The organism is Salipiger sp. IMCC34102, from assembly GCF_004145405.1.
Lineage (GTDB): Bacteria > Pseudomonadota > Alphaproteobacteria > Rhodobacterales > Rhodobacteraceae > Loktanella.
This window is the reverse complement of record NZ_SELQ01000012.1, coordinates 1-18,596: the sequence shown is the minus strand read 5'-3', so window position 1 is coordinate 18,596 and position 18,596 is coordinate 1. Positions and strand designations below refer to the sequence as shown.

The following is an 18,596-nucleotide window of genomic DNA, read 5'->3' as shown; positions in this document are numbered from 1 at the left end:
GGAGGCAGCTCCGAGCATCTGACTTTCTTGCGATCAGTTGGAAAACCTCTCGCGGCGCAGGCCGTACTTTTGCATTTTGTCGTAGAGCGTCTTGCGCGACAGACCGAGGGCCTCGTAGGTCTTCTTCACGCTTCCATTCTGTGCCGCCAACGTGGCCGCGATGATATCGCGCTCGATCCGGTCCATGCGCTCGGGAAGCGACTGGCCGCTTGCCGTCTCGGCCAGTCCGTCGTTCTCCAGCCCCAGGACGAAGAGTTCCGCCGCGCTGCGCAACTCTCTCATGTTGCCGCCCCAGGTCCGATCGCCCAGTCTGATAAGCTGCGCAGGCGTAATCGCGGGTTCGGTTTTCTTGAACCGCCGGGCGGCGTCGGACACGAACCTCTGGAACAGCCGCGGCAGATCTTCGGGCCGATCCGACAGTGCAGGCAGGCGGATCGTCACCGGCGCGATTCGGTAGAGCAGATCGTCCCTGAAATCACCGCTGGCGACGAGCGGCTCCAGCGGCGCGCGACTGGAGGCGATGAAGCGCGCGTCCAGCGGCACGGGGTCCGATGCGCCCAATGGCACGACCGCACGGTCTTCGATGACGCGCAAAAGCTTGGCCTGCAGCGGCGGGGGCACCGATCCGATCTCGTCGAGGAAGATCGTGCCGCCGCGGCCATGTTCGAGCCGTCCGATGCGCGACCGCGCCGCGCCGGGGAAGGCACCGGAGACATATCCGAAGAGCTCCGTCTCGATCTGCGCTTCCGGCAGCGCATTCAGATTGATCGTGACGAAAGGTCCCCCTTGCCGCTGTTCGCCCAGGCGGTGGATCGCACGCGCGACATGATCCTTGCCGGTCCCGGTCTCGCCGACGATCAAGACGTCGATATCGCTCTGTGCGATCGTCTCGACCTTGCGGCGCAGCTCGACGATCGGAGGGGATTGTCCCAGGATCAGACCTTCGAGTGGGCCGGCCTGCGGCGTCGTCTCGCGCAGTTCACGCAGTTCGAGAATCATCCGGCGGTGCGCAAGACCGCGCTCGACGGCACTGAGCAACCGGTCCTTGGCAAAAGGTTTTTCGATGAAATCGAAGGCGCCCTTCCGAAGCGCCTCGACGGCGAGGGGCACATCGCCATGGCCGGTGATCATGACGACGGGGATCGTCATGTCGAGCTCCAGAACCGCGTCCAGGAACTGCAACCCGTCCATCCCGGGCATCTTGATGTCGGACACGACGAGACCGGCGAAATCCGGACCGATCCGCTCGACCGCCCGGTCCGCGCGGGCGAAAGCGAGAACGTCGTGCCCGGCCAGTTCCAGCGTCTGGCCGAGCGAAAGCCGGATGTCCTCGTCGTCGTCCACCAAAATGACATCGGGATCGCTCACGAAGGGAACCCTTTCGGCTTGGCCAGGCGCAGCGTGACGGTTACCCGCGCACCGCCCTCGCCGCGGGTTTCGGCCGCCATGGTGCCACCGAAGTCGTGGACGATATTGTAGCAGATCGACAGGCCCAGCCCCAGGCCGCGCCCGACCTCCTTGGTGGTGAAGAAAGGGTCGAAGATCCGGTCCGCAAGATCATCGGGAATCCCCGTGCCGTTGTCTTCGACGATGAGCTGCGCGCGATCTTCGTCCGCGGTTGTGCGGATGGTGATACACGGTGTGCGATCATCCGGCACGGCGTCGATCGCGTTGCCGATCAGGTTCATCGCCACGTGCTGAAGCCGCACCGCGCCGCCCAGGACGACGATGCCCCGCTCTCCCTCGCGGGCAACCTCGGTTTCGGAGCGCTGGACCCGGCCGGACAGAAGGGCGAGCGCTTCGTCGATCACGTTGTCGATCTCGATCTCGTGCAGATCGTTGTCCGACTTCCGGGCGAACCGGTTGAGATGCTTCGACAATTGCGCCATCCGCTCGGTCAACCGCAGGACCCGCTCGAGGTTGTCGCTCGCGCGCTCCTGCTTGCCGGCCTGCTGGAAGGCGACGGCGTTTTCGACGTAGGTCCGGATCGCCGTCAGCGGCTGGTTGAACTCGTGGCTCAGCGCGGCCGACATCTGCCCGAGAGCCGCGAGCTTGCCTGCCTGAACGAGTTCGTGCTGGGTCTGGCGAAGGGTCGTCTCGGCCGTGCGGCGTTCCTTCACCTCGGTCTCGAGCGCCGCGGTCCGCACTGCAACGCGACGCTCCAGCTCGCGCGCCGTGCGTTCGCGCTCGCTCAGCCGTTCGATCAGTCGTCGCCTGCGCCCGAGCGCGAGGGCAGTCATGGCAAGCGTCGCCAGCCCGGTGGAGAATGCAACCAGGCTCCAGGTCAGTGCCGCCGCCCTCGCCGCCGCCGCGTCGTAGAGCAGGTGCAGCGTCCAAGGGTTTTGAGTCAGCGGCTCTGTAAGGTGCAGGTAGGTACGGTCCTGGCCGTCCTCCTTCGCGGGGGCCCGCACCAGAGGTCTTTCGGGGCCCCAGCTTCCCGTAGACGTGATCGTCGCAGGTTCCACGCGGTCGAGATCGAAGCGGCGGGTCCGGGTGATCTCCGCGCGGTCCTGGGGTGAAAGGGCACCGAGGGAAGACAGCCGCAGCGCCTCGATGTTCGAGATGATGACAACGCCGGTCTCGTCGGTGACAAAAGCGCCGTACGGCACGTTGCCCATGGCCAGTTCGAGCCCATCGATGGAGATCTTGATCACGGCGACGCCGACGATCCTTCCGTCATCCCGCACCGGCGCAGACAGATAGTAGCCGCGCAGGCCAGATGTCGTGCCAAGGGCAAAGAGGCGCCCGGTCTCGCCTTTCATCGCCTGCTGAAAATAGGGCCGGAAAGAGAAGTTCTGTCCAACGAAGCTGACCTCTGTCCCGGCGTTGGACGCCGCCACGGTGGTCCCGTCGGTCGCCATGAGATAGATGTCGGAGGTCAGCGTGGCGTCTTTCCAGACGGCCAGTTCCCGGTTCAGCCAGCCCAGATCTGCGGACGCGATTTCGTTCGACAGCGCGGAAATCACGCGCGGATCCCGGGCCAGCAGATCGGGCAACGGCGCATAGTGCGAAAACCAGCCGTCCACCATCTCGGCCATGCCGGTCGTCGCGACGCGGGCCCGCTCCGTTGCCTGGTCCCGGAAGACCCCAAGGAGGAACATCAGCGCAAGAAGGCCCAAGGCCGCCGCGATTCCCGCAATGACGGTGAAGGTGCGCCAGGCGGCTGGCCCGCGCTGTCGCGCCAGCTTCGTATGCCTGTGCGCAAGGCCTTCGGACCGGGCGCTGCCTGCCTTCGGGCTGAAGGCCCCGGTGGCCGTTTCCTCAGTCATCGCTTGTTACCGGGCTGTGCCATCCCTGCAGTGTCGAATGGAATCGCCCCATGCGCAATGGACGGGCCGCGCAACCCTTGGACCCGCAGGCCGCGCGGCATCCGAGAGCACCTCGGAACGGCGAACGCCGACCTTGTGAAGCTGGCGTCGCGCGCCTTCGTGTCCCGAGGCACGACGGCTCAGGCAGCTTGCGCCTTGCTTCCGTCGCCGGGGCCCGTGAACCGGGCACTGGCGTAGGCAAAGGCCACCAGTGCAAGGCCCGCCAGATCGCTCAGCAGGCCCCCCTCGATCAGCGCAAGCGCCGCGAAGACCAGCGCCGCCCGGGTGATCCAGCCGACCGCTCGACCAACAAACCAACCCTGCACCCCGCCCGAAAGCAGGAAGACACCGATGATCGCCGTCACCGCGGCCCGGATGATCTCGAGCGTGGTGCCGTCCATCAGGAGGGCCTGGTTGTAGAAGAACATGAAGGGCACGACGAAGGCGGCGATGCCGATCTTGAACGAGGCCATCGACGTCTCCATCGGGTTCGACCCGGAGATTCCGGCAGCCGCATAGCTGGCGAGCGCCACGGGCGGCGTGATCGCCGAGAGCACCGCGAAGTAGAACACGAAGAAATGCGCCGTCAGCGGTCCGATCCCGAGCTGAATGAGGCCCGGAGCCACGACCGAGGCCGCCACCGCATAAGCCGCCGTCGTCGGCATCCCCATGCCCAGCAGGATCGAGATGCACATGGCGAAGAACAAGGCCAGCAGCTGCGAGGCCGAAGCCAGTCCCAACAGGACCGAAGAGAACCGCGCGCCCACCCCCGTCAGGCTGATGACGCCCACGATGATGCCCGCGCAGGCGCAGACCGCGATGATCTGGATCGACATGATCCCGCCCATCTCGAAGGCCTTGGCGATACGCCTGGGACCCATCCTGTGCTCGGTCAGCCAGCTGACGACGACCGCCGCCACCGTGGCGTAGACGCCCGCGCGGATCACCGAATAGCCCACGAAGAGCGCGATGATCAGGATCACGATGGGAATGAAGAGGAAGATCTTGCGGATCAGTTTCGACAGAACCGGGATCTCGTCCTTGGTCATGCCCTTCATGCCCAGCTTGGCCGCCTCGAAGTCGACCATGAAGTAGACGGACACAAAGTAAAGGATCGCGGGGATCACGGCGGCGAAGGCGATCTCGGTGTAGGGGATGCCGGTGATCTCGGCCATGATGAAGGCACCTGCACCCATGATCGGCGGCACGATCTGCCCGCCGGTGGAGGCCGCGGCCTCGATCGCTCCGGCAGTCTTGGGCTTGTAGCCGACTTTCTTCATCAGCGGAATCGTGAGCGAACCCGTCGCCACCACGTTGCCCGCCGAGGTGCCGTTGATCATGCCCATCAATCCGCTCGCAAAGATCGCCACCTTCGCCGGACCGCCGCGCGCACGTCCCGCCAGGGCGAAGGCGAAGTTCACGAAGTAATCGCCAACCTTGGAGGCCTGCAGGAAGGCCGCGAAGATGATGAACAGGATGATGTAGGTCGACGACACCGCCGTCGTCGGCCCGAGAATTCCGGCGTCCGTGTAAAGCTGGCTGAAGAACCGCTCCCATCCGATGGGGGGCGAGTTCAGGAAGCCGGGCAGATACTGCCCGGTGAAGACATAGGCGAGGAAGACCGCCGAAATCACCACCAGCGCCAGACCCGCCACGCGGCGCGTCATCTCGAGGATCAGCGCGCTGCCCGCAACGGCAGCCAGAGAGATGCCGATGGGCGCAAAGGGCGTGCCGGTCGAGTTGCGCATGAGCGTCGCGTAGATTGTGATGAGATAGACCGCGACCGCGACCGAACAGATGCACATCACCAGGTCGGGGATTGCGAAGCCCGATCGCACCCGACGGTGAAACCAGCTCAACGCGATGGCCCCGAAGCTAGCAACGCACAGCGGGATGCCGAAAAGCCAGACTTCACGGAAGCGGATGGTCGCGTCCATGCCGTTCCACATCACGCCCGAGTTGATCTGGAGCGCGAACCAGATCGCCACCACCAGAGACAGGATCGCGGGGATGCCGAGTGCCAGGCCAAGGTAGCCCAGCATCGGTGTCTCGCCGCGGGGGTCTTCGGGAAATGCGTTGGGCGCGTAGAACAGAAAGCCCAGGATCAGCGCACCCGCCACGTGGACGATGCGGAAATTCCAGGTCTCCATCGGGAACTGGGGCAGGAAGGGAATGTCGATGCCGGTCGCGGACGAGATCGACAGACCCGTCAGCGCCGCCATATGGAACGCGGCATAGAGCCCGGCGGCCCAGGCGACGACCATGTAGCGCCAATCGGTAAAGATGCGCCGGTTGCCCTCCGCGATATCCTCGTCAACGCCTTCCGCTATGATGATGTCGTCTTCCATGTCGCTGCGCGCCATGCCGTCCCCTCCCGAAAACCAAGATGCGGGCCCCGGTCGCCCGGGGCCCGACATTCATGCCGCGCGGATCAGTTCGCGCTGTAGATCATGTCGTCGGAGATCTCGACGTCGGAGTTCTCTGCGAACCACTCTGCCGCACCGGGGTGCCAGGGCAGGACCGTGTTCCGGGATGCGTTCTCCGGCAGGGTGGACCCCGCGGCCCGGTGAATGCTGACCATCCGCTCGTTATCCGACATCACCACGTCGACGACCGCCTTCACGAAGCTCGCCGGCAGGTCGCAGTTGGCGACCGCGAAGTTCCACATCGAAACCGACCGGGCGGGGTCGGTAAGCGTGGAGTAGGTATCGGCCGGGATCTCGAACTGGGACACCGGGAAGGCGTCCAGAAGCTGCTGCTGCTCTTCCTCGGTGAACTCGATGATGTTCACGTCGGTCTGCACCTCGAGCTGGCTGACGGCTGGAACCGGAATGCCTGCGGCGAAGGCGATCACGTCGAGCAGCCCGTCCTGCAGCTGGCCGCCCAGGTCGGACCAGCCACCGTTGCGGCGGTCGTAGTTCACGCCCAGTGTATCCATCATGCGCGGAAAGTAGGTGTCCGAGGTGGATCCAGCCGGTCCGAAGCCGATCCGTGCCCCATCGGGAATGTCCGACACGCTCGTGATGCCCGATGATGACAGCGCCGTCACCGAAAAGGGCGTCTGATACATCGGGAACATCGCGCAGGCATTGGTCATCTCCAGCCCCGGCGCGATCGGGTTCGCCCCGTCCATGCTTTCGCGCGCCGGACCAAGCGTGGTCATGCCAAAGGCCAGATCGCCGGTATGCACCAGCGCCATGTTCTGCATCGGGCCACCGGTGACTTCCGCACCGCCGGAGATGCCCAGTTCCTCGCCCACGAGGTTGGCCCAGCCGGAGCCATAGGCGAAATAGGTGCCACCCTGGCTTGCGGTGCCGACCGTGAAGCTCGACGGCCAATCCGAACGGTCGGCCTCCTGCGCTCCGGCCGGGACGGCGATGGTCAGTGCAAGCGCGCAGCCGGCAAAGATCGAAACATGCGTATTCATCTTAACTCCTCCGATTTCGACGGGGCGGGCAGAATGCACGCCGCCATCGGATCGCGATTAACCTCGGGAATACCCGCCATGCAAAACACGCAATGCTCGCCGGAGCGGTTTTTAAAAGATTTTACGGTGCCGTGTTTCGGTCCTCACCCAAAATCAGAACTTGGGTGTGTAGGAAATTTTACAGTGACAGGCTGAACGGCTCCCCGCTTCCAGCGCCACCTTCGGTTTGAACGCAGGGGCATGCTGCCTGCGTCTCGACATCTTCGACCTCTTTCTCACCGAAGATCAGCAGACTGCAAACCATAGCTTATGTCAGTGTCCGAATTTCGGGGGTAGCTCACATCGCGCCACCGCAAGCCGTTACGATTTAGGAAGATGATCCCACTCAACACGCGCCGACCATCAACGCGCGGCTTGCCATGGGACTTCGGAAAGAAGGGCTCAAGGCGCGCCATCTGCGCATCGTTCAGCCAGAAGAGGCCAAGCATATCACCGCTCTGTTTTCGTGCGATGAACCTTGCCCTTCGATTCAGACAATGGGTCCTGAGCCTGACGCAGGAACGGATCGCCACCCAACGAACAAGGGCCGTTTTGCAGGCCTTGCCGAATTCGTACCGAAAGCCGCTGTGCACTGTCAGGTCGGCGTGACAGGTTTGCGCCAACTCATCTTCGGTCCGCGCCACCTGACCGAAGAAAACGGCCCGGCGTGATGTGCGCCGGGCCGTCTGAGTGTTTACTTCAGGTGCGCGCGCAGCATCCAGGCAAACTTGTCGTGGATGCGGCCGCGTTCGATGGCCAGGTCCTCGGTGCGGATATCACCGTGGCGGGCTGCGATCTCCGACAGGCCGGCGAGGGTGGCGCCGATCGTTTCCTGCGCTTCGGCAAGGTGACGGATCATCTCCTTGTCGGAGGCCTGCTCGTCGCCTTCGGTGACCTTGGAGCGTTCGAGATGCGTGGCCAGCTTGCCTTCCGCGATCTCACCGATGGCGCGGATGCGTTCCGCCAGATCGTCCTGGCCCGTGAAGTGATCCTCGTAGATCGCCTGGAAAAGCTCGTGCAGCGGGCCGAAGGCCATGCCGGTCACGTTCCAGTGGAAGTTCTGGGCAAGCATGGTCGCGACCACGGTCTCGGCGACGCTTTGGTTCAGGGCGGTCGCGATTTCGGCGGTGGCGTCGGGGCTGAGATCGGATGCGGTTTCGGCCATGATGGGGTCCTTTGTTGTGGTCGGTCGGCTGACCGGGTGTTTGTCTTCAGATCGTGGTTTGCGTCCGGCGGATCAACCCCCGAACCAGCGTCCTTGCGGAATGAAGCGAGGCGGCATCGATCCGGCTGGACAGAAGGAAACGCTCGCTGTCCCGGTCGCCGCGCCGCACGGCGCGGTCGAGCGCGAGAAGCCAGGCTTCGTCGAAGGACATGCCGCGGGTCCCGGGACGCCAAAGGACGGGCCGACGCTTCAGGAACTGCGGCAGCATCTTCACCAGTTGCGTGGCCAGCACGTCGGGACGGGCCGCCGGATCGATGGCGGCACAGGCCGTGGCCTCGGCCCGTGCCGCGGCCCGGCAATCGAGCGCGGACATGCGGACAAGGCCAAGCAGCGGGGGTTCCGCTTGCGGGGCGTCGTCGGCTTTGAGAAGGGGGACGGCCATCTCGCCTCCATATCCGGGTTATTTCCGACAAATATAGTCTGGAATCATGCGCCTTGAAAAGGGGTATCTGACCGGTGTCTCGACATGACCGACCCGTGGCATTTTCCCAGCCTGCGAGCTTTCAGGAACGACGCCGTGTTCGCGACAGAATCGCTCTTGATCGTCGCGGATGCCGATTCTAGAGGATTTCCGACTGAATCACTCGGAAATGAGAGTAGCGCCATGACCTTCAAGACCGCCCCGGCCATCGCGAGCATCGCCCTTGCCGCCTCCGGAACCATCCTCCACGCCGAGACGAGCTACCCGCTCACGATCGAGAACTGTGGGCAGTCCATAACCTTCGACGAAGCCCCTCAGAACGCCGTTGCCCTCGGTCAGAACAGCGCCGAGATCATGCTGCTGCTGGGGCTCGAGGACCGCATGGCGGCGACGGCCTTCTGGCCGAACTCCGTCCTTCCCGAACTGGAAGAGGCCAACGACGGCGTCCAGTTGCTGACCGTCGAATTCCCGACGCTTGAATCGGTCCTGTCGACGCAGCCCGATTTCGTGGCCGCCATGCTGACGACGCTGATGGGCCCCGACAGCAAGGTCGCGCAGCGGACGGATTTCGAAACGCTCGGCATCCCGAGCTACCTGTCGCCGAGCGCCTGCGCGACGACGATGGACTCCGGCGACGCCTACGGCTCGCGCGACGCCCTGTGGAGCATGGACCTGCTTTACCAGGAGATCGACGATCTTGCGCGGATCTTCGACGTGACCGATCGGGGCGACGCGCTCATCGCGGATTTCAAGGCGCGCGAGGCGGCCCTGCGCGAGGAGTTCTCGGACACCGAGGACAGGACGTTCCTGTTCTGGTTCTCCAGCCCGTCGCCCGCCGATGACGCCTATCTGGGTGGCGGAAACGGACCCTCGGGGTACATCGCGGACATCCTCGGCGGGTCGAATGCGATCACCACGGATGCGGACTGGCCGGCCGTCGGCTGGGAAGGCATCATGGCCGCCGATCCGACCATCTTCGTGGCAGCCCAGGTCGACCGCAACCGCTGGGACCTGGATACCGCGGAAAACAAGATCGAGTTCCTCGAGAGTGATCCGACCGTCAGCCAGATGGAAGCCGTCCAGCAGGGCCGGATCGTCACCATGAGCGGGGCCGCGATGAACCCCAGCATCCGCACGCTCTACGGGGCGGAACAGGTGGCCGAGCAGATGAAGGCGCTCGACCTGCCGTGATGGCGTCCGACGATGCGGGCGGCGGGCCGAAGGGCCTCGCCGCCTTTCTTGCCCTGACAGTCATCGTGCTCGTCTTCGCCGTCGCCACCGCGACGGCGATCGGCGATTACAACATCGGCCTCGGCACCGTCTTCCTGTCGGTCACCAACGAGCTTGGCCTGACCGGGGCCGAAATCGCGCCGATCGAGCAAAGCGTGATCTGGAACCTGCGCCTGAGCCGCGCGCTGGTGGCGGCCCTGGCCGGGGCGGGGCTGGCGCTCTGCGGGGCGATCCTGCAGGCGCTTTTGCGCAACGCGCTGGCCGAGCCTTTCGTGCTGGGCGTCTCTGCGGGGGCGTCGACGGGGGCGGTCTGCGTGATCGTCCTGGGTATCGGGGCGGGCAGCCTGTCGCTGTCGTTGGGCGCCTTTGCGGGGGCCTTCGCGGCCTTCGCGCTCGTGGCGCTCCTGTCGAACGGCGCGACGAGCGGGCCCAATCACACGATCCTCGCAGGGGTCGCGGCCTCGCAGCTTTTCAATGCGCTGACGTCTTATATCGTCACGACCTCCGGCAACGCGCAGCAGGCGCGCGACGTGATGTTCTGGCTGCTGGGCAGCTTCGGCGGTGTGCGCTGGCCGGACTTCCAGCTTCTTCTGGCGGTCGTGATCGTAAGTTTTGCCGTCTGCATCTGGATGGGCCGCGCGCTCGACGCCTTCGCCTTCGGGGACGAGGATGCCGCCGCCCTGGGCGTGCCGGTGGGCCGGGTCCGCCTGATCCTGTTCGGCGTCACTGCCCTTCTGACCGCGACCATCGTCAGCATGGTGGGGGCCATCGGCTTCGTGGGGTTGGTGGTGCCGCATGCGGCGCGCTACGTCGTGGGGCCCTTGCACCTGCGCCTTCTGCCGGCCTGCGCCGTGGTGGGCGCGGTCTTCATGGTGATCGCGGATATCGTCTCCCGCGTGGTGGCGACGCAGCAGACGGTGCCAATCGGGGTCGTCACGGCGCTGGTCGGTGTGCCGTTCTTCGCGATCATCCTCTACCGGGCAAGGCCGCAATCATGAGTGTGGTGGCCGAGAGCCTGGAATGGGGAGTGCGGCGCAAGCCCATCGTGCGCGACGTGTCCCTCTCGGTGGCCCCGGGCGAGACGCTGGGCCTGATCGGTCCGAACGGATCGGGCAAGTCGTCGCTGCTGCGCCTGCTCGCCGGGCTCAAGCGCCCGCAGTCCGGCGGGGTCCGGATCAACGGGCAGGACATCGCGCAGGTGTCGCGCAAGGCCCTGTCGCGGCAGGTGGCCTTCGTGCAGCAAAGTGCCGCGACGGACACCAACATCACCGTCCACGACGTGGTGCGCCTGGGCCGGATGCCGCATCGCTCCGCGCTGGCCGGCTGGTCCGAAACCGACGAGGCCGCCGTCGCCTCGGCGCTCATGCGTGTCGACATGACCTCGCGCCGGGCGCAACCTTGGCAGACGCTGTCCGGGGGCGAGCGGCAGCGCGTGCATATCGCGCGGGCCCTGGCGCAGACGCCGCAGGTCATGTTCCTCGACGAGCCGACCAACCACCTCGACATCCACCACCAGATCGAGATCCTGCGCATGGTGCGCGACCTCGACCTCACCAGCGTGATCGCCCTGCACGACCTTAACCTTGCCGCCATGTTCTGCGACCGGATCGTCGTGCTGGAGGCCGGGGCCGTCCGCGCCTGCGGAACCCCGACCGAGGTCCTGACCCAGACGCTGCTGCGCGACGTGTTCCGCGTCTCGGCGCAGGTGAGCGCCTCGGAGGACGCGGACCGTCCCCACATCCGGTACCGGGTCGAATGAGATCAAGCGACCCAAGCGCGCGCACGGCCTTTGGTGCGACGCGGAAGCCTGCGTGAACGAGCGCCTGGGCATAGCACTTCGGGTCGCCTCGACGCTGGCCTTTGCCGTCATGGCGGCTTTCGTCAAGGCGTTGGGCGACGCCGTGCCGCTGGGGCAGGTCGTCTTCTTCCGGTCCGCCTTCGCGCTGCTGCCGCTGGTGGGTTTCCTTTGGTGGCGCGGGGAGTGGCCCCGGGGGCTGGCGACCCGCAACCCGGTCGGCCACGTCCTGCGCTGCCTGATGGGCGCGCTTGCGATGTTCACCTCCTTTGCCACGATCCGCCTGCTGCCCCTGGCCGAAGCGACGATGCTGTCCTACCTCGCGCCGGTGATCCTGGCGCTACTGGGCTGGGCGCTGCTGAAGGAGCACCTGACCGCACGCCGGGTCGGTGGCGTGGCACTGGGGCTGGCGGGCGGCATCGCGTTCTGTGTGCCCGCACTGACGGGCACGCTGCCTCAGACCGCTGGCATCGGCGTGGCCCTTGGACTGGTGACGGCCGTCCTCACGGCCGGCGCGCTGATCCAGGTCCGCAGGCTCACGCGGATGGGAGAGGGGGCCGGGGCGATCGCGTTCTGGTTCGCGGTCGTCTCGGCACTTGCGGGACTGGCGACGCTTCCCTGGGGGTGGGTCTGGCCGGGGCAGGCTGCGATCTGGCTGCTGGTCGGCACCGGCCTGTCGGGCGGCGTGGCCCATATCCTCATGACGCTGTCGTTCAGCCATGCGGATGCCGCGGCCCTAGCCCCGTTCGAATATCTGTCGATTCTCTGGGCGGTGGTGATCGGCGTCCTCATTTTCGCCGAAATTCCCGGCTGGGCGTTCCTGCTGGCCGCACCGCTGATCCTGGCGGGGGCCTTCGTCGCATCCGCTGCACGGGCGCCCGCGCAAGACCGCGCGACGGCCTCGACCTCTTGATACGCTGGAACTGCGGTGGCGTGTGACCGCCGCCGTGACGGTGCCGCAGTGCCGCTTCCTCACCGTTCCCAGGACCGGAACATAGAATTTCCGTAAAAGCTATAAACGCCCAAATTACGCCTCTTTTTTACGAATTATTAATGTTTGTAAGAGGTTGCAGTTAAACGGGGCTGGTTCACATGCATCAGATCTTTTCGGTGAAATACGCGGTCTACCCATCCGACGCGCACACACCGCATCATGCAAACCGCGGGGGGCAATAAGATGCGCGCCTCCGTCCTACGTATCCCCGCCGCCATCGTCCTGCTCGGCGCCGCCGGGACGGCGATCGCACCGCGCCTGACCAATCACGTCTCTTCTGCCGCGGTCGTCAACGCCCCCCTGGTGTCCGTCTACTCTCCCTTCGACGGAACGATCGTGACCGCCAGCGAATGGGCCTCATCGGTTCTCGAGCCGGGCGACACGATCGCGGTGGTCCGGGATCTCAGAAGCGAAAGCGCGCACCTGCGGGCCCTGCGCAGCGAAGTCGCGCGCACCTCGGGCGAGATTTCCGGCATCTCGAGCCAGCGTCGCCGGCTCGAGGCGGTCGAGGAAGACCTGCGCGCCCGGCGCACCGGTTGGATCGCGGCGCGGATCGACTGGTTCGACCACAGGCTCGACGAGGCCGACGCCAACATCGCGGCCGCCCGGGCCGCGGTCACGCAGGCCGAGGATGTCGCAGACCGCCTGAACCGCTTGCAGGGCACGGGCAACGTCACGCAACGCGACGTATCCGCGGCGGAAGCCGATCTTGCCGCGGCGAGGGCCGGTCTCGACCGCGAGATCGCGGTGCGCCGTCGGCTGCAGGTCGAACGCGATTTCCTGGAGGCCGAGGACACCGTCGATCTTGGGTCCAGCACCCTCGACCAGATCAACTCCCGGCTGGACGAGATTGCCTTGCGGGATGCGGACCTCTACACCCGCCTGCTGACCTTGCAGACCAGCCGGGCAGCGCTCCAGACCGAGATTTCGGGCCTCGAAGTGGAAAAGGCCCGGAACGATACCTTCGCGCCGAAATCGTCCCACGGCGGCATCATCTGGGAAACCTCCGGACAAGTCGGCACCAACGTCGGGGAAGGGGAGCAGATCGCGCAGGTGCTCGATTGCTCGCGCCGGTTCCTCGAGGTGATGATCGGGGCGTCCTACATCGAAAGCATCACCCCGGGCGACAGCGTCTCGGTCCAGCTCAAAGGCGACAAGGCGCGCTCGGAAGGGACGGTCTTTGCCGTCTACGGCAGCGGCGCGCGACCGAACCGCCAGATGGAAGCCGCGCGCCCCCGGATCGAGACGCCGGACGGTCTGCGCGTGATCGTGGGCATCGGTCCGGTGGATCTGACGGACCCGGACGTGGGACGGTCGTTCTGCGACGTCGGTCGGGCCGCCGAAGTGCACTTCACGATGAAGTCGATCTCGGCCCTGTCGAACGCCTTCGCCTCCCTGCGCAAGCTGGCCGGGTTCGCGCCGGTGATGACCGCGGAACTCGAAGCTTCCAACACCGATACGGCCGTCAACTAAGATGGCCTCGCACCTGGTTCCCGTGGCGCTGGTCCTGGCGATCGGCATGCTCATTCCGCGCGCCTGGCTGGCGGGACCGACCGCCCGCAGGGGGGCGATCTGGACCCTGCTCGCCGCGCTTGCAGCCTTGCTCGCCCGCTATCTCCACTGGCGCGTGACGGCGACGCTGCCGGGTCCGTCCTCGGGATTGGGCGAGACGCTGTTCGCCTTGACCCTCTTCGTGATCGAGATGGTCATCTGGGTCGACACGATCCTGCTCTTCACGAACCAGGGCCGCCGCCGCAACAATTCCGCCCTGGCCGACGAGGGCGAAGCCCGCCTGCGGGCGACAGCCGCCGCTGACCTGCCCACCGTCGACGTCTTCATCGCCACCTACAATGAAGACCTCGACGTGCTCGAAAAGACGATCCTCGGCGCGCTGGCACTCGACTGGCCGCGGGATCGGTTGCGGGTCTGCGTCCTGGACGACGGCGCGCGAGGCTGGCTGAAGGACTACTGCGCACGCAAGGGGGCAGACTACTTCGCGCGCGAGGGCAATGCCCATGCGAAAGCCGGGAACATCAACGCGGCCATCGCCCGGACGGACGGCGACTACTTCATGGTGCTCGACGCGGATTTCGTCCCGCACCGGAATTTCCTCTACCGCGCGATGGGCCTCTTCGAGGACCCGAAGGTCGGCATCGTCCAGATTCCGCACAACTTCTACAACGCCGATCCGATGCAGACCAACCTGAACCTGCGCAAGGCCTTGCCCGACGACCAGCGGATCTTCTTCGGGTCGATCATGGAAGGGCGCGACGGCTGGGACGCGGCCTTTTGCTGCGGATCGAATTCCGTCACGCGGCGCACCGCGATCGAGGCCGTCGGCGGCGCGCTGCCCACCGAGTCGATCACGGAGGACATGCTCCTGACCCTCGTGATGCTGCGCAAGGGCTACATCACCCGTTATCTCAACGAACGCCTGGCCGTCGGGCTGGCACCGGAATCGCTGTCGGCGATGTATGTCCAGCGCGCGCGCTGGGCCCGCGGCGCCATCCAGATCCTCTATCTGCGCGACGGTCCTTTCGGGCCGAACCTCAGCTGGTATCACCGTTTCCTCTTCCTGCCGCTGCACTGGATCATCCAGCCGATCATGATGATCGCCTCGTTCCTCACGCCGGCGATCTGTCTCTGGACGGGATGGTCGCCGCTGCCGCAGACGCCCATCCACGAGCTGCTCGAATACCAAGTGCCGACGCTGATCGCCGTTCCTTGGGCGCTGGTTATGCTCGACTCGAAGGGCTTCTTTCCCCTCGCGTCGACCGTCCTGGCCACGTTGCAGGCCCCGCGGATCCTGCCGACCGTCATCGCGACGCTGATCCGCCCGCACGGTCACGCGTTCAAGGTCACGCCGAAGGGCAAGGCGGCGCAGGCGCAGGGCGTCGACCGGCTCATGATCTACGCGCCCTTGATGCTCATCATCGTCACGGCGCTGGGCTTCGTGGTGAATGCCGACTTCAGCACGCGGATCGTGCTGTCCGCCGACCAGATGCCGCTGCTCACCTTCTGGGGGGTCGTCACCATGCTCATCCTGTCGGTGGTCCAGGTGGTCGCGGTGGCCACGCCGGCCGAGACCGGGGATGAACGCTTCCCCGTGGAGCAGCCCTGCACGTTTCACACGCGACCCGGCCAGCGGCTCGACGCGCAGCTCGACTGGCTGTCCGTCTCCGGCGCGGGTCTGCGGATCGAAAGTGCGCCCGACGTGGGCCACAACGTCCGCTGGCTGCAGCTCGACGTGCCCGGCCTCGGTCCCGTTGCGGCCTTCGTCGAAAGTCGCGACGAAGACGAGATCGAGGTCTCTTTCCATGGTCTCGACGAGGACCGCCGCGACCGGCTGATCCTCATGCTGTTCTCGGAAGGGATCGACAACTCGACCCGCCCCGCAGGCGCCTTTGCCGTGACGGTCGCGATCGTGGCGCGGATCTTCCGCAGCCAGAAGACCCGTCGCGGCACGCTCCGCGCGGCGACAGCCGTCGCACCGCCTGCCTGGATCACCACCCGGACCGCGGGGTGACACGTCGCGCGATCCTGCAAAGCCCGACCGCAGGATCGGGCGCACGGTCATCAAGGCCGATGCGTTCGGGCGCCCATCACGCGGGCGCCGAGGTCGCGCGCGTGGCCGTCCCGTTGGGCATCGTCTCGACCAACTCGCGGGCGAACTCGGTCAGCATGTTGCGGACCTCCGCGTGATTTTCGGGGTTCCAGCGCGCCACCAGCTCGGCGAGCCGCGTGCGGTAGCGCTCCGTCATCCGCTCGAACAGCGCGCGCCCCTCCGGCGTGGTGCAGTAGGCCCGCGCGGAATCGCGCCGCAGTAGGCCGCGCGTCAGCAGATCTTCGGCCACCGGGCGCGCCTCCGACAAGGCCGCGCCGTCCAGACGGTCGAGCGCCACATTCTCGTCGGCGCGGGCGATGCGCAGCAGGATCCAGGCCTCCTCGGGCGTGAGTTCCACGTCGAGGGTCGAAAGGATCCGGCGCAACGCCTCCCGCCGGTTCGTCTCGCTTGCGGCGATGGCCACGATGCGGCGCAGTTCCTCGAGCGAGCTTGCGTTGCGGGGCATCGCGAAGCTGTCTGCAAGGTCCGGGGCGGCGGGGGCCGAGCCGACGGTTTCGCGCAGCGGGATCTCCTCCATCGCCCAGGACAGGGCGAAGGCCAGCACCGCAAGGGACGTGGCGGCCACGAAGACGGGATGCAACGCGGCCGCGTAGGCGGCGTGGTAGAGCGCCTGGATCGCTTCCGGCAGGGCGTTGATCGCCACCGGCGTCGTCTCCACCGGCGCGCCTTCGGGCAAGGCGGCCGTCAGCCGCGGCGCCAGCCCCGCCGAGAAGATCGCGCCCGCGCCGGAGACGCCGAGCGCGCCGCCGATGGAACGAAACAGCGTCGCACCGGAGGTCGCGACGCCCAGGTTGCGGTAGTCGACCGCGTTCTGCACCGCCAGCACGAGCACCTGCATCACCAGGCCCAGGCCAAGACCCAGCACCGCCATCGCGCCGAGCGCCAGCCACAGCGAGGTTTCCGGCCCCAGCATCGACATCAGCCCCAGCCCCACGGCCATCAAGGCCGTGCCCGCGATCGGAAAGGCCCGGTAGCGGCCGACGCGGGTAATGATCCGGCCTGCCACGATGGAGGTCAGGAACAGCCCGCCCATCAGCGGTGTCAGCGCCAGTCCCGCGCGCGACGGGCTGATCCCCTGAACGATCTGCAGGTAGACCGGCATGTAGGTCACCGCCGCGAACATCGCGAGACCGACGATGAACCCCACGGCGGAGGAAACAAGGAACGTCCGGTTGCGAAACAGCTCCGGCGGCAGAATCGGCTCGGCGGCGCGGGTCTCGGCCCAGGCAAGTGCCGCCAGCGCCACGACCGCCAAGGCGGCGAGGCCAAGGATGACGGGAGAGGTCCAGGGCAGCGTGCTGCCGCCCAGGCTGGTCGACAGCACCAGCGCGGTCAGCCCCGTGGCCAGCAGGGTCGCCCCCGTCCAGTCCATCGGCCGCGGGGCGCGCTTGGGCGGCGGGGCGAAGGCCCAGGCGATCACCGCAAGCCCCACGAGCCCGATGGGCAGGTTGACGTAGAAGATCCAGCGCCAGCTCAGATGCTCGACGATGTAGCCGCCGATCAGCGGGCCGGTCACGGTGGAGACGCCGAAGACCGCGCCGAAATACCCCTGGTAGCGGCCCCTCTCGCGCGGGCTGACCACGTCGCCGACGGCCGCCATGGTGCTGACGATCAGACCGCCGCCGCCCAGCCCCTGGATCGCCCGGAACACGATCAGGTGCGTCGTCGTCTGGGCGATGCCGCACAAGGCCGATCCCGCCAGGAACAGCACGATCGCCGCCTGCAACACGTATTTCCGTCCCAGCATGTCGCCCAGCTTGCCGAAGATCGGCGTCACCACCGTCATCGCGAGCATGTAGGCGGTGACGATCCAGGCCAGATACTGCACCCCGCCGAGTTCCCCCACGATGGTCGGCAGCGCGGTCGACACGATCGTCTGCGACAGCGACGACAGCAGCATGACCAGCATCAAGGCTCCGATGACGACGCGGACGTCCTGGACGGGGGGACTCTCGAAGGTGGGATCGCTCATGACGGTTCTCTTACGCGGTGCGGTGGCGAAGAGGAACCTAACGCGGCAGCCGCCACGGCAAGGCGGCTTTCGCGCGATCCGGTGCCGCTCCGCGAGAGGAGACCGTCAGGCAGGAGATCTCAGCGCGGCCCGGGGACACGGGGCTTGACGACGGGGACGGCCCCGCATTGCCCTTGCCGCCGTTCGCGCGGTCGTGGGCGCATCCGTTGCGGGGCCCTTGCGGCATGACGCGCGCCGTCCAGGCGACGGCGCGCCGGCGGGGCCCGCCGGGTGGATCGGGTCAACTCAATAGAGTCCTGCTTCTCTTGCGATGATGGCGGCTTGGGTTCGGTTTGCGGCGCCGACCTTTCGGTAGAGGGTCTTGACGTGGAGCTTGACGGTGGGCTCGGTGATGTCGAGGTCTCGGGCGATTTCCTTGTTGGACTTGCCTTCAGTGAGGCCCTTGAGGACCTGCAGTTCGCGGGGGGTGAGCTTCTCGGCCAGCGGGTTGGCGGGGGTGTCCTCGGGGGCGGTCATGAAGTCGATGGGGGCGTATTGCTCTCCCATGGCCATGAAGCGCA

Annotated in this window: 15 protein-coding genes and 1 pseudogene; 7 read left to right on the top strand and 9 right to left on the bottom strand. The window is 66.4% G+C overall.

What is annotated here, in order from left to right:
• Positions 1–33: 33 nt before the first annotated feature.
• The 5 genes and pseudogenes from EU805_RS16285 to EU805_RS16265 all read right to left on the bottom strand — a co-directional run.
• Positions 34–1,368 (bottom strand): sigma-54 dependent transcriptional regulator, encoded by a 1,335-nt coding sequence (locus EU805_RS16285; RefSeq protein WP_129765043.1) that lies wholly within the window; start codon positions 1,366–1,368, stop codon positions 34–36.
• Complete coding sequence (locus EU805_RS16280; protein ID WP_129765042.1) at positions 1,365–3,269, bottom strand: ATP-binding protein; 1,905 nt, start codon at positions 3,267–3,269, stop codon at positions 1,365–1,367. Before EU805_RS16280 ends, EU805_RS16285 begins: the two co-directional genes overlap by 4 nt.
• A gap of 179 nt (positions 3,270–3,448) precedes the next feature.
• Positions 3,449–5,671, bottom strand: coding sequence for a TRAP transporter permease (locus tag EU805_RS16275; RefSeq protein ID WP_129765041.1), 2,223 nt, complete (start codon positions 5,669–5,671; stop codon positions 3,449–3,451).
• A gap of 68 nt (positions 5,672–5,739) precedes the next feature.
• Entirely contained in the window at positions 5,740–6,735 is a 996-nt protein-coding gene (locus EU805_RS16270) for a TAXI family TRAP transporter solute-binding subunit (RefSeq protein WP_129765040.1), read from the bottom strand.
• A gap of 341 nt (positions 6,736–7,076) precedes the next feature.
• Positions 7,077–7,223: pseudogene (locus EU805_RS16265) on the bottom strand (transposase); the annotation flags it as partial.
• Here EU805_RS16265 and EU805_RS17530 point away from each other — a divergent pair.
• A complete protein-coding gene (locus tag EU805_RS17530; RefSeq protein WP_165352001.1) occupies positions 7,155–7,445 on the top strand; it encodes a hypothetical protein in 291 nt (96 codons plus the stop codon). The pseudogene EU805_RS16265 and the gene EU805_RS17530 sit on opposite strands and share 69 nt — an antisense overlap.
• Before the next feature lie 23 nt (positions 7,446–7,468).
• On the opposite strand, the gene EU805_RS16260 is transcribed toward EU805_RS17530, so the two are convergent.
• A complete protein-coding gene (locus EU805_RS16260; protein WP_129765039.1) occupies positions 7,469–7,939 on the bottom strand; it encodes a Dps family protein in 471 nt (156 codons plus the stop codon).
• Positions 7,940–7,985: 46 nt separating this feature from the next.
• A complete protein-coding gene (locus EU805_RS16255; RefSeq protein ID WP_129765038.1) occupies positions 7,986–8,381 on the bottom strand; it encodes a hypothetical protein in 396 nt (131 codons plus the stop codon).
• A 222-nt stretch (positions 8,382–8,603) separates the two neighbouring features.
• Between EU805_RS16255 and EU805_RS16250 the strand changes: the two genes are divergently transcribed.
• The 6 genes from EU805_RS16250 to EU805_RS16225 all read left to right on the top strand — a co-directional run bounded on the left by EU805_RS16250 (position 8,604) and on the right by EU805_RS16225 (position 15,965).
• Entirely contained in the window at positions 8,604–9,611 is a 1,008-nt protein-coding gene (locus EU805_RS16250; protein WP_129765037.1) for an ABC transporter substrate-binding protein, read from the top strand.
• A complete protein-coding gene (locus EU805_RS16245; protein WP_129765076.1) occupies positions 9,611–10,648 on the top strand; it encodes an iron ABC transporter permease in 1,038 nt (345 codons plus the stop codon). Before EU805_RS16250 ends, EU805_RS16245 begins: the two co-directional genes overlap by 1 nt.
• A complete protein-coding gene (locus EU805_RS16240) occupies positions 10,645–11,409 on the top strand; it encodes an ABC transporter ATP-binding protein (RefSeq protein WP_129765036.1) in 765 nt (254 codons plus the stop codon). The genes EU805_RS16245 and EU805_RS16240 overlap by 4 nt, the downstream gene beginning before the upstream one ends.
• A 52-nt stretch (positions 11,410–11,461) precedes the next feature.
• Positions 11,462–12,358: a DMT family transporter gene (locus EU805_RS16235; protein WP_242494205.1), complete on the top strand. Its 897-nt coding sequence runs from the start codon at positions 11,462–11,464 to the stop codon at positions 12,356–12,358.
• Positions 12,359–12,622: 264 nt separating this feature from the next.
• Positions 12,623–13,912, top strand: coding sequence for an HlyD family efflux transporter periplasmic adaptor subunit (locus EU805_RS16230; RefSeq protein ID WP_165352002.1), 1,290 nt, complete (start codon positions 12,623–12,625; stop codon positions 13,910–13,912).
• Between the two features lies 1 nt (position 13,913).
• A complete protein-coding gene (locus EU805_RS16225) occupies positions 13,914–15,965 on the top strand; it encodes a glycosyltransferase (RefSeq protein ID WP_129765034.1) in 2,052 nt (683 codons plus the stop codon).
• A gap of 76 nt (positions 15,966–16,041) precedes the next feature.
• Here EU805_RS16225 and EU805_RS16220 read toward each other — a convergent pair whose 3' ends face one another.
• A complete protein-coding gene (locus EU805_RS16220; RefSeq protein WP_129765033.1) occupies positions 16,042–18,036 on the bottom strand; it encodes an MDR family MFS transporter in 1,995 nt (664 codons plus the stop codon).
• Between the two features lie 285 nt (positions 18,037–18,321).
• Positions 18,322–18,596 (bottom strand): response regulator transcription factor (locus EU805_RS16215; protein ID WP_129765032.1); only part of this gene is annotated, 275 nt, incomplete at its 5' end.

Bases quoted from the DNA above. Each gene is read 5' to 3' on its own strand.
- EU805_RS16230 (WP_165352002.1), top strand. From the start codon at position 12,623: ATGCGCGCCTCCGTCCTACGTATCCCCGCCGCCATCGTCCTGCTCGGC.
- EU805_RS16225 (WP_129765034.1), top strand. From the start codon at position 13,914: ATGGCCTCGCACCTGGTTCCCGTGGCGCTGGTCCTGGCGATCGGCATG.
- EU805_RS16270 (WP_129765040.1), bottom strand. From the start codon at position 6,735: ATGAATACGCATGTTTCGATCTTTGCCGGCTGCGCGCTTGCACTGACC.
- EU805_RS16280 (WP_129765042.1), bottom strand. From the start codon at position 3,269: ATGACTGAGGAAACGGCCACCGGGGCCTTCAGCCCGAAGGCAGGCAGC.
- EU805_RS16250 (WP_129765037.1), top strand. From the start codon at position 8,604: ATGACCTTCAAGACCGCCCCGGCCATCGCGAGCATCGCCCTTGCCGCC.
- EU805_RS16260 (WP_129765039.1), bottom strand. From the start codon at position 7,939: ATGGCCGAAACCGCATCCGATCTCAGCCCCGACGCCACCGCCGAAATC.
- EU805_RS16220 (WP_129765033.1), bottom strand. From the start codon at position 18,036: ATGAGCGATCCCACCTTCGAGAGTCCCCCCGTCCAGGACGTCCGCGTC.
- EU805_RS16275 (WP_129765041.1), bottom strand. From the start codon at position 5,671: ATGGCGCGCAGCGACATGGAAGACGACATCATCATAGCGGAAGGCGTT.
- EU805_RS17530 (WP_165352001.1), top strand. From the start codon at position 7,155: ATGGGACTTCGGAAAGAAGGGCTCAAGGCGCGCCATCTGCGCATCGTT.
- EU805_RS16255 (WP_129765038.1), bottom strand. From the start codon at position 8,381: ATGGCCGTCCCCCTTCTCAAAGCCGACGACGCCCCGCAAGCGGAACCC.
- EU805_RS16245 (WP_129765076.1), top strand. From the start codon at position 9,611: ATGGCGTCCGACGATGCGGGCGGCGGGCCGAAGGGCCTCGCCGCCTTT.
- EU805_RS16240 (WP_129765036.1), top strand. From the start codon at position 10,645: ATGAGTGTGGTGGCCGAGAGCCTGGAATGGGGAGTGCGGCGCAAGCCC.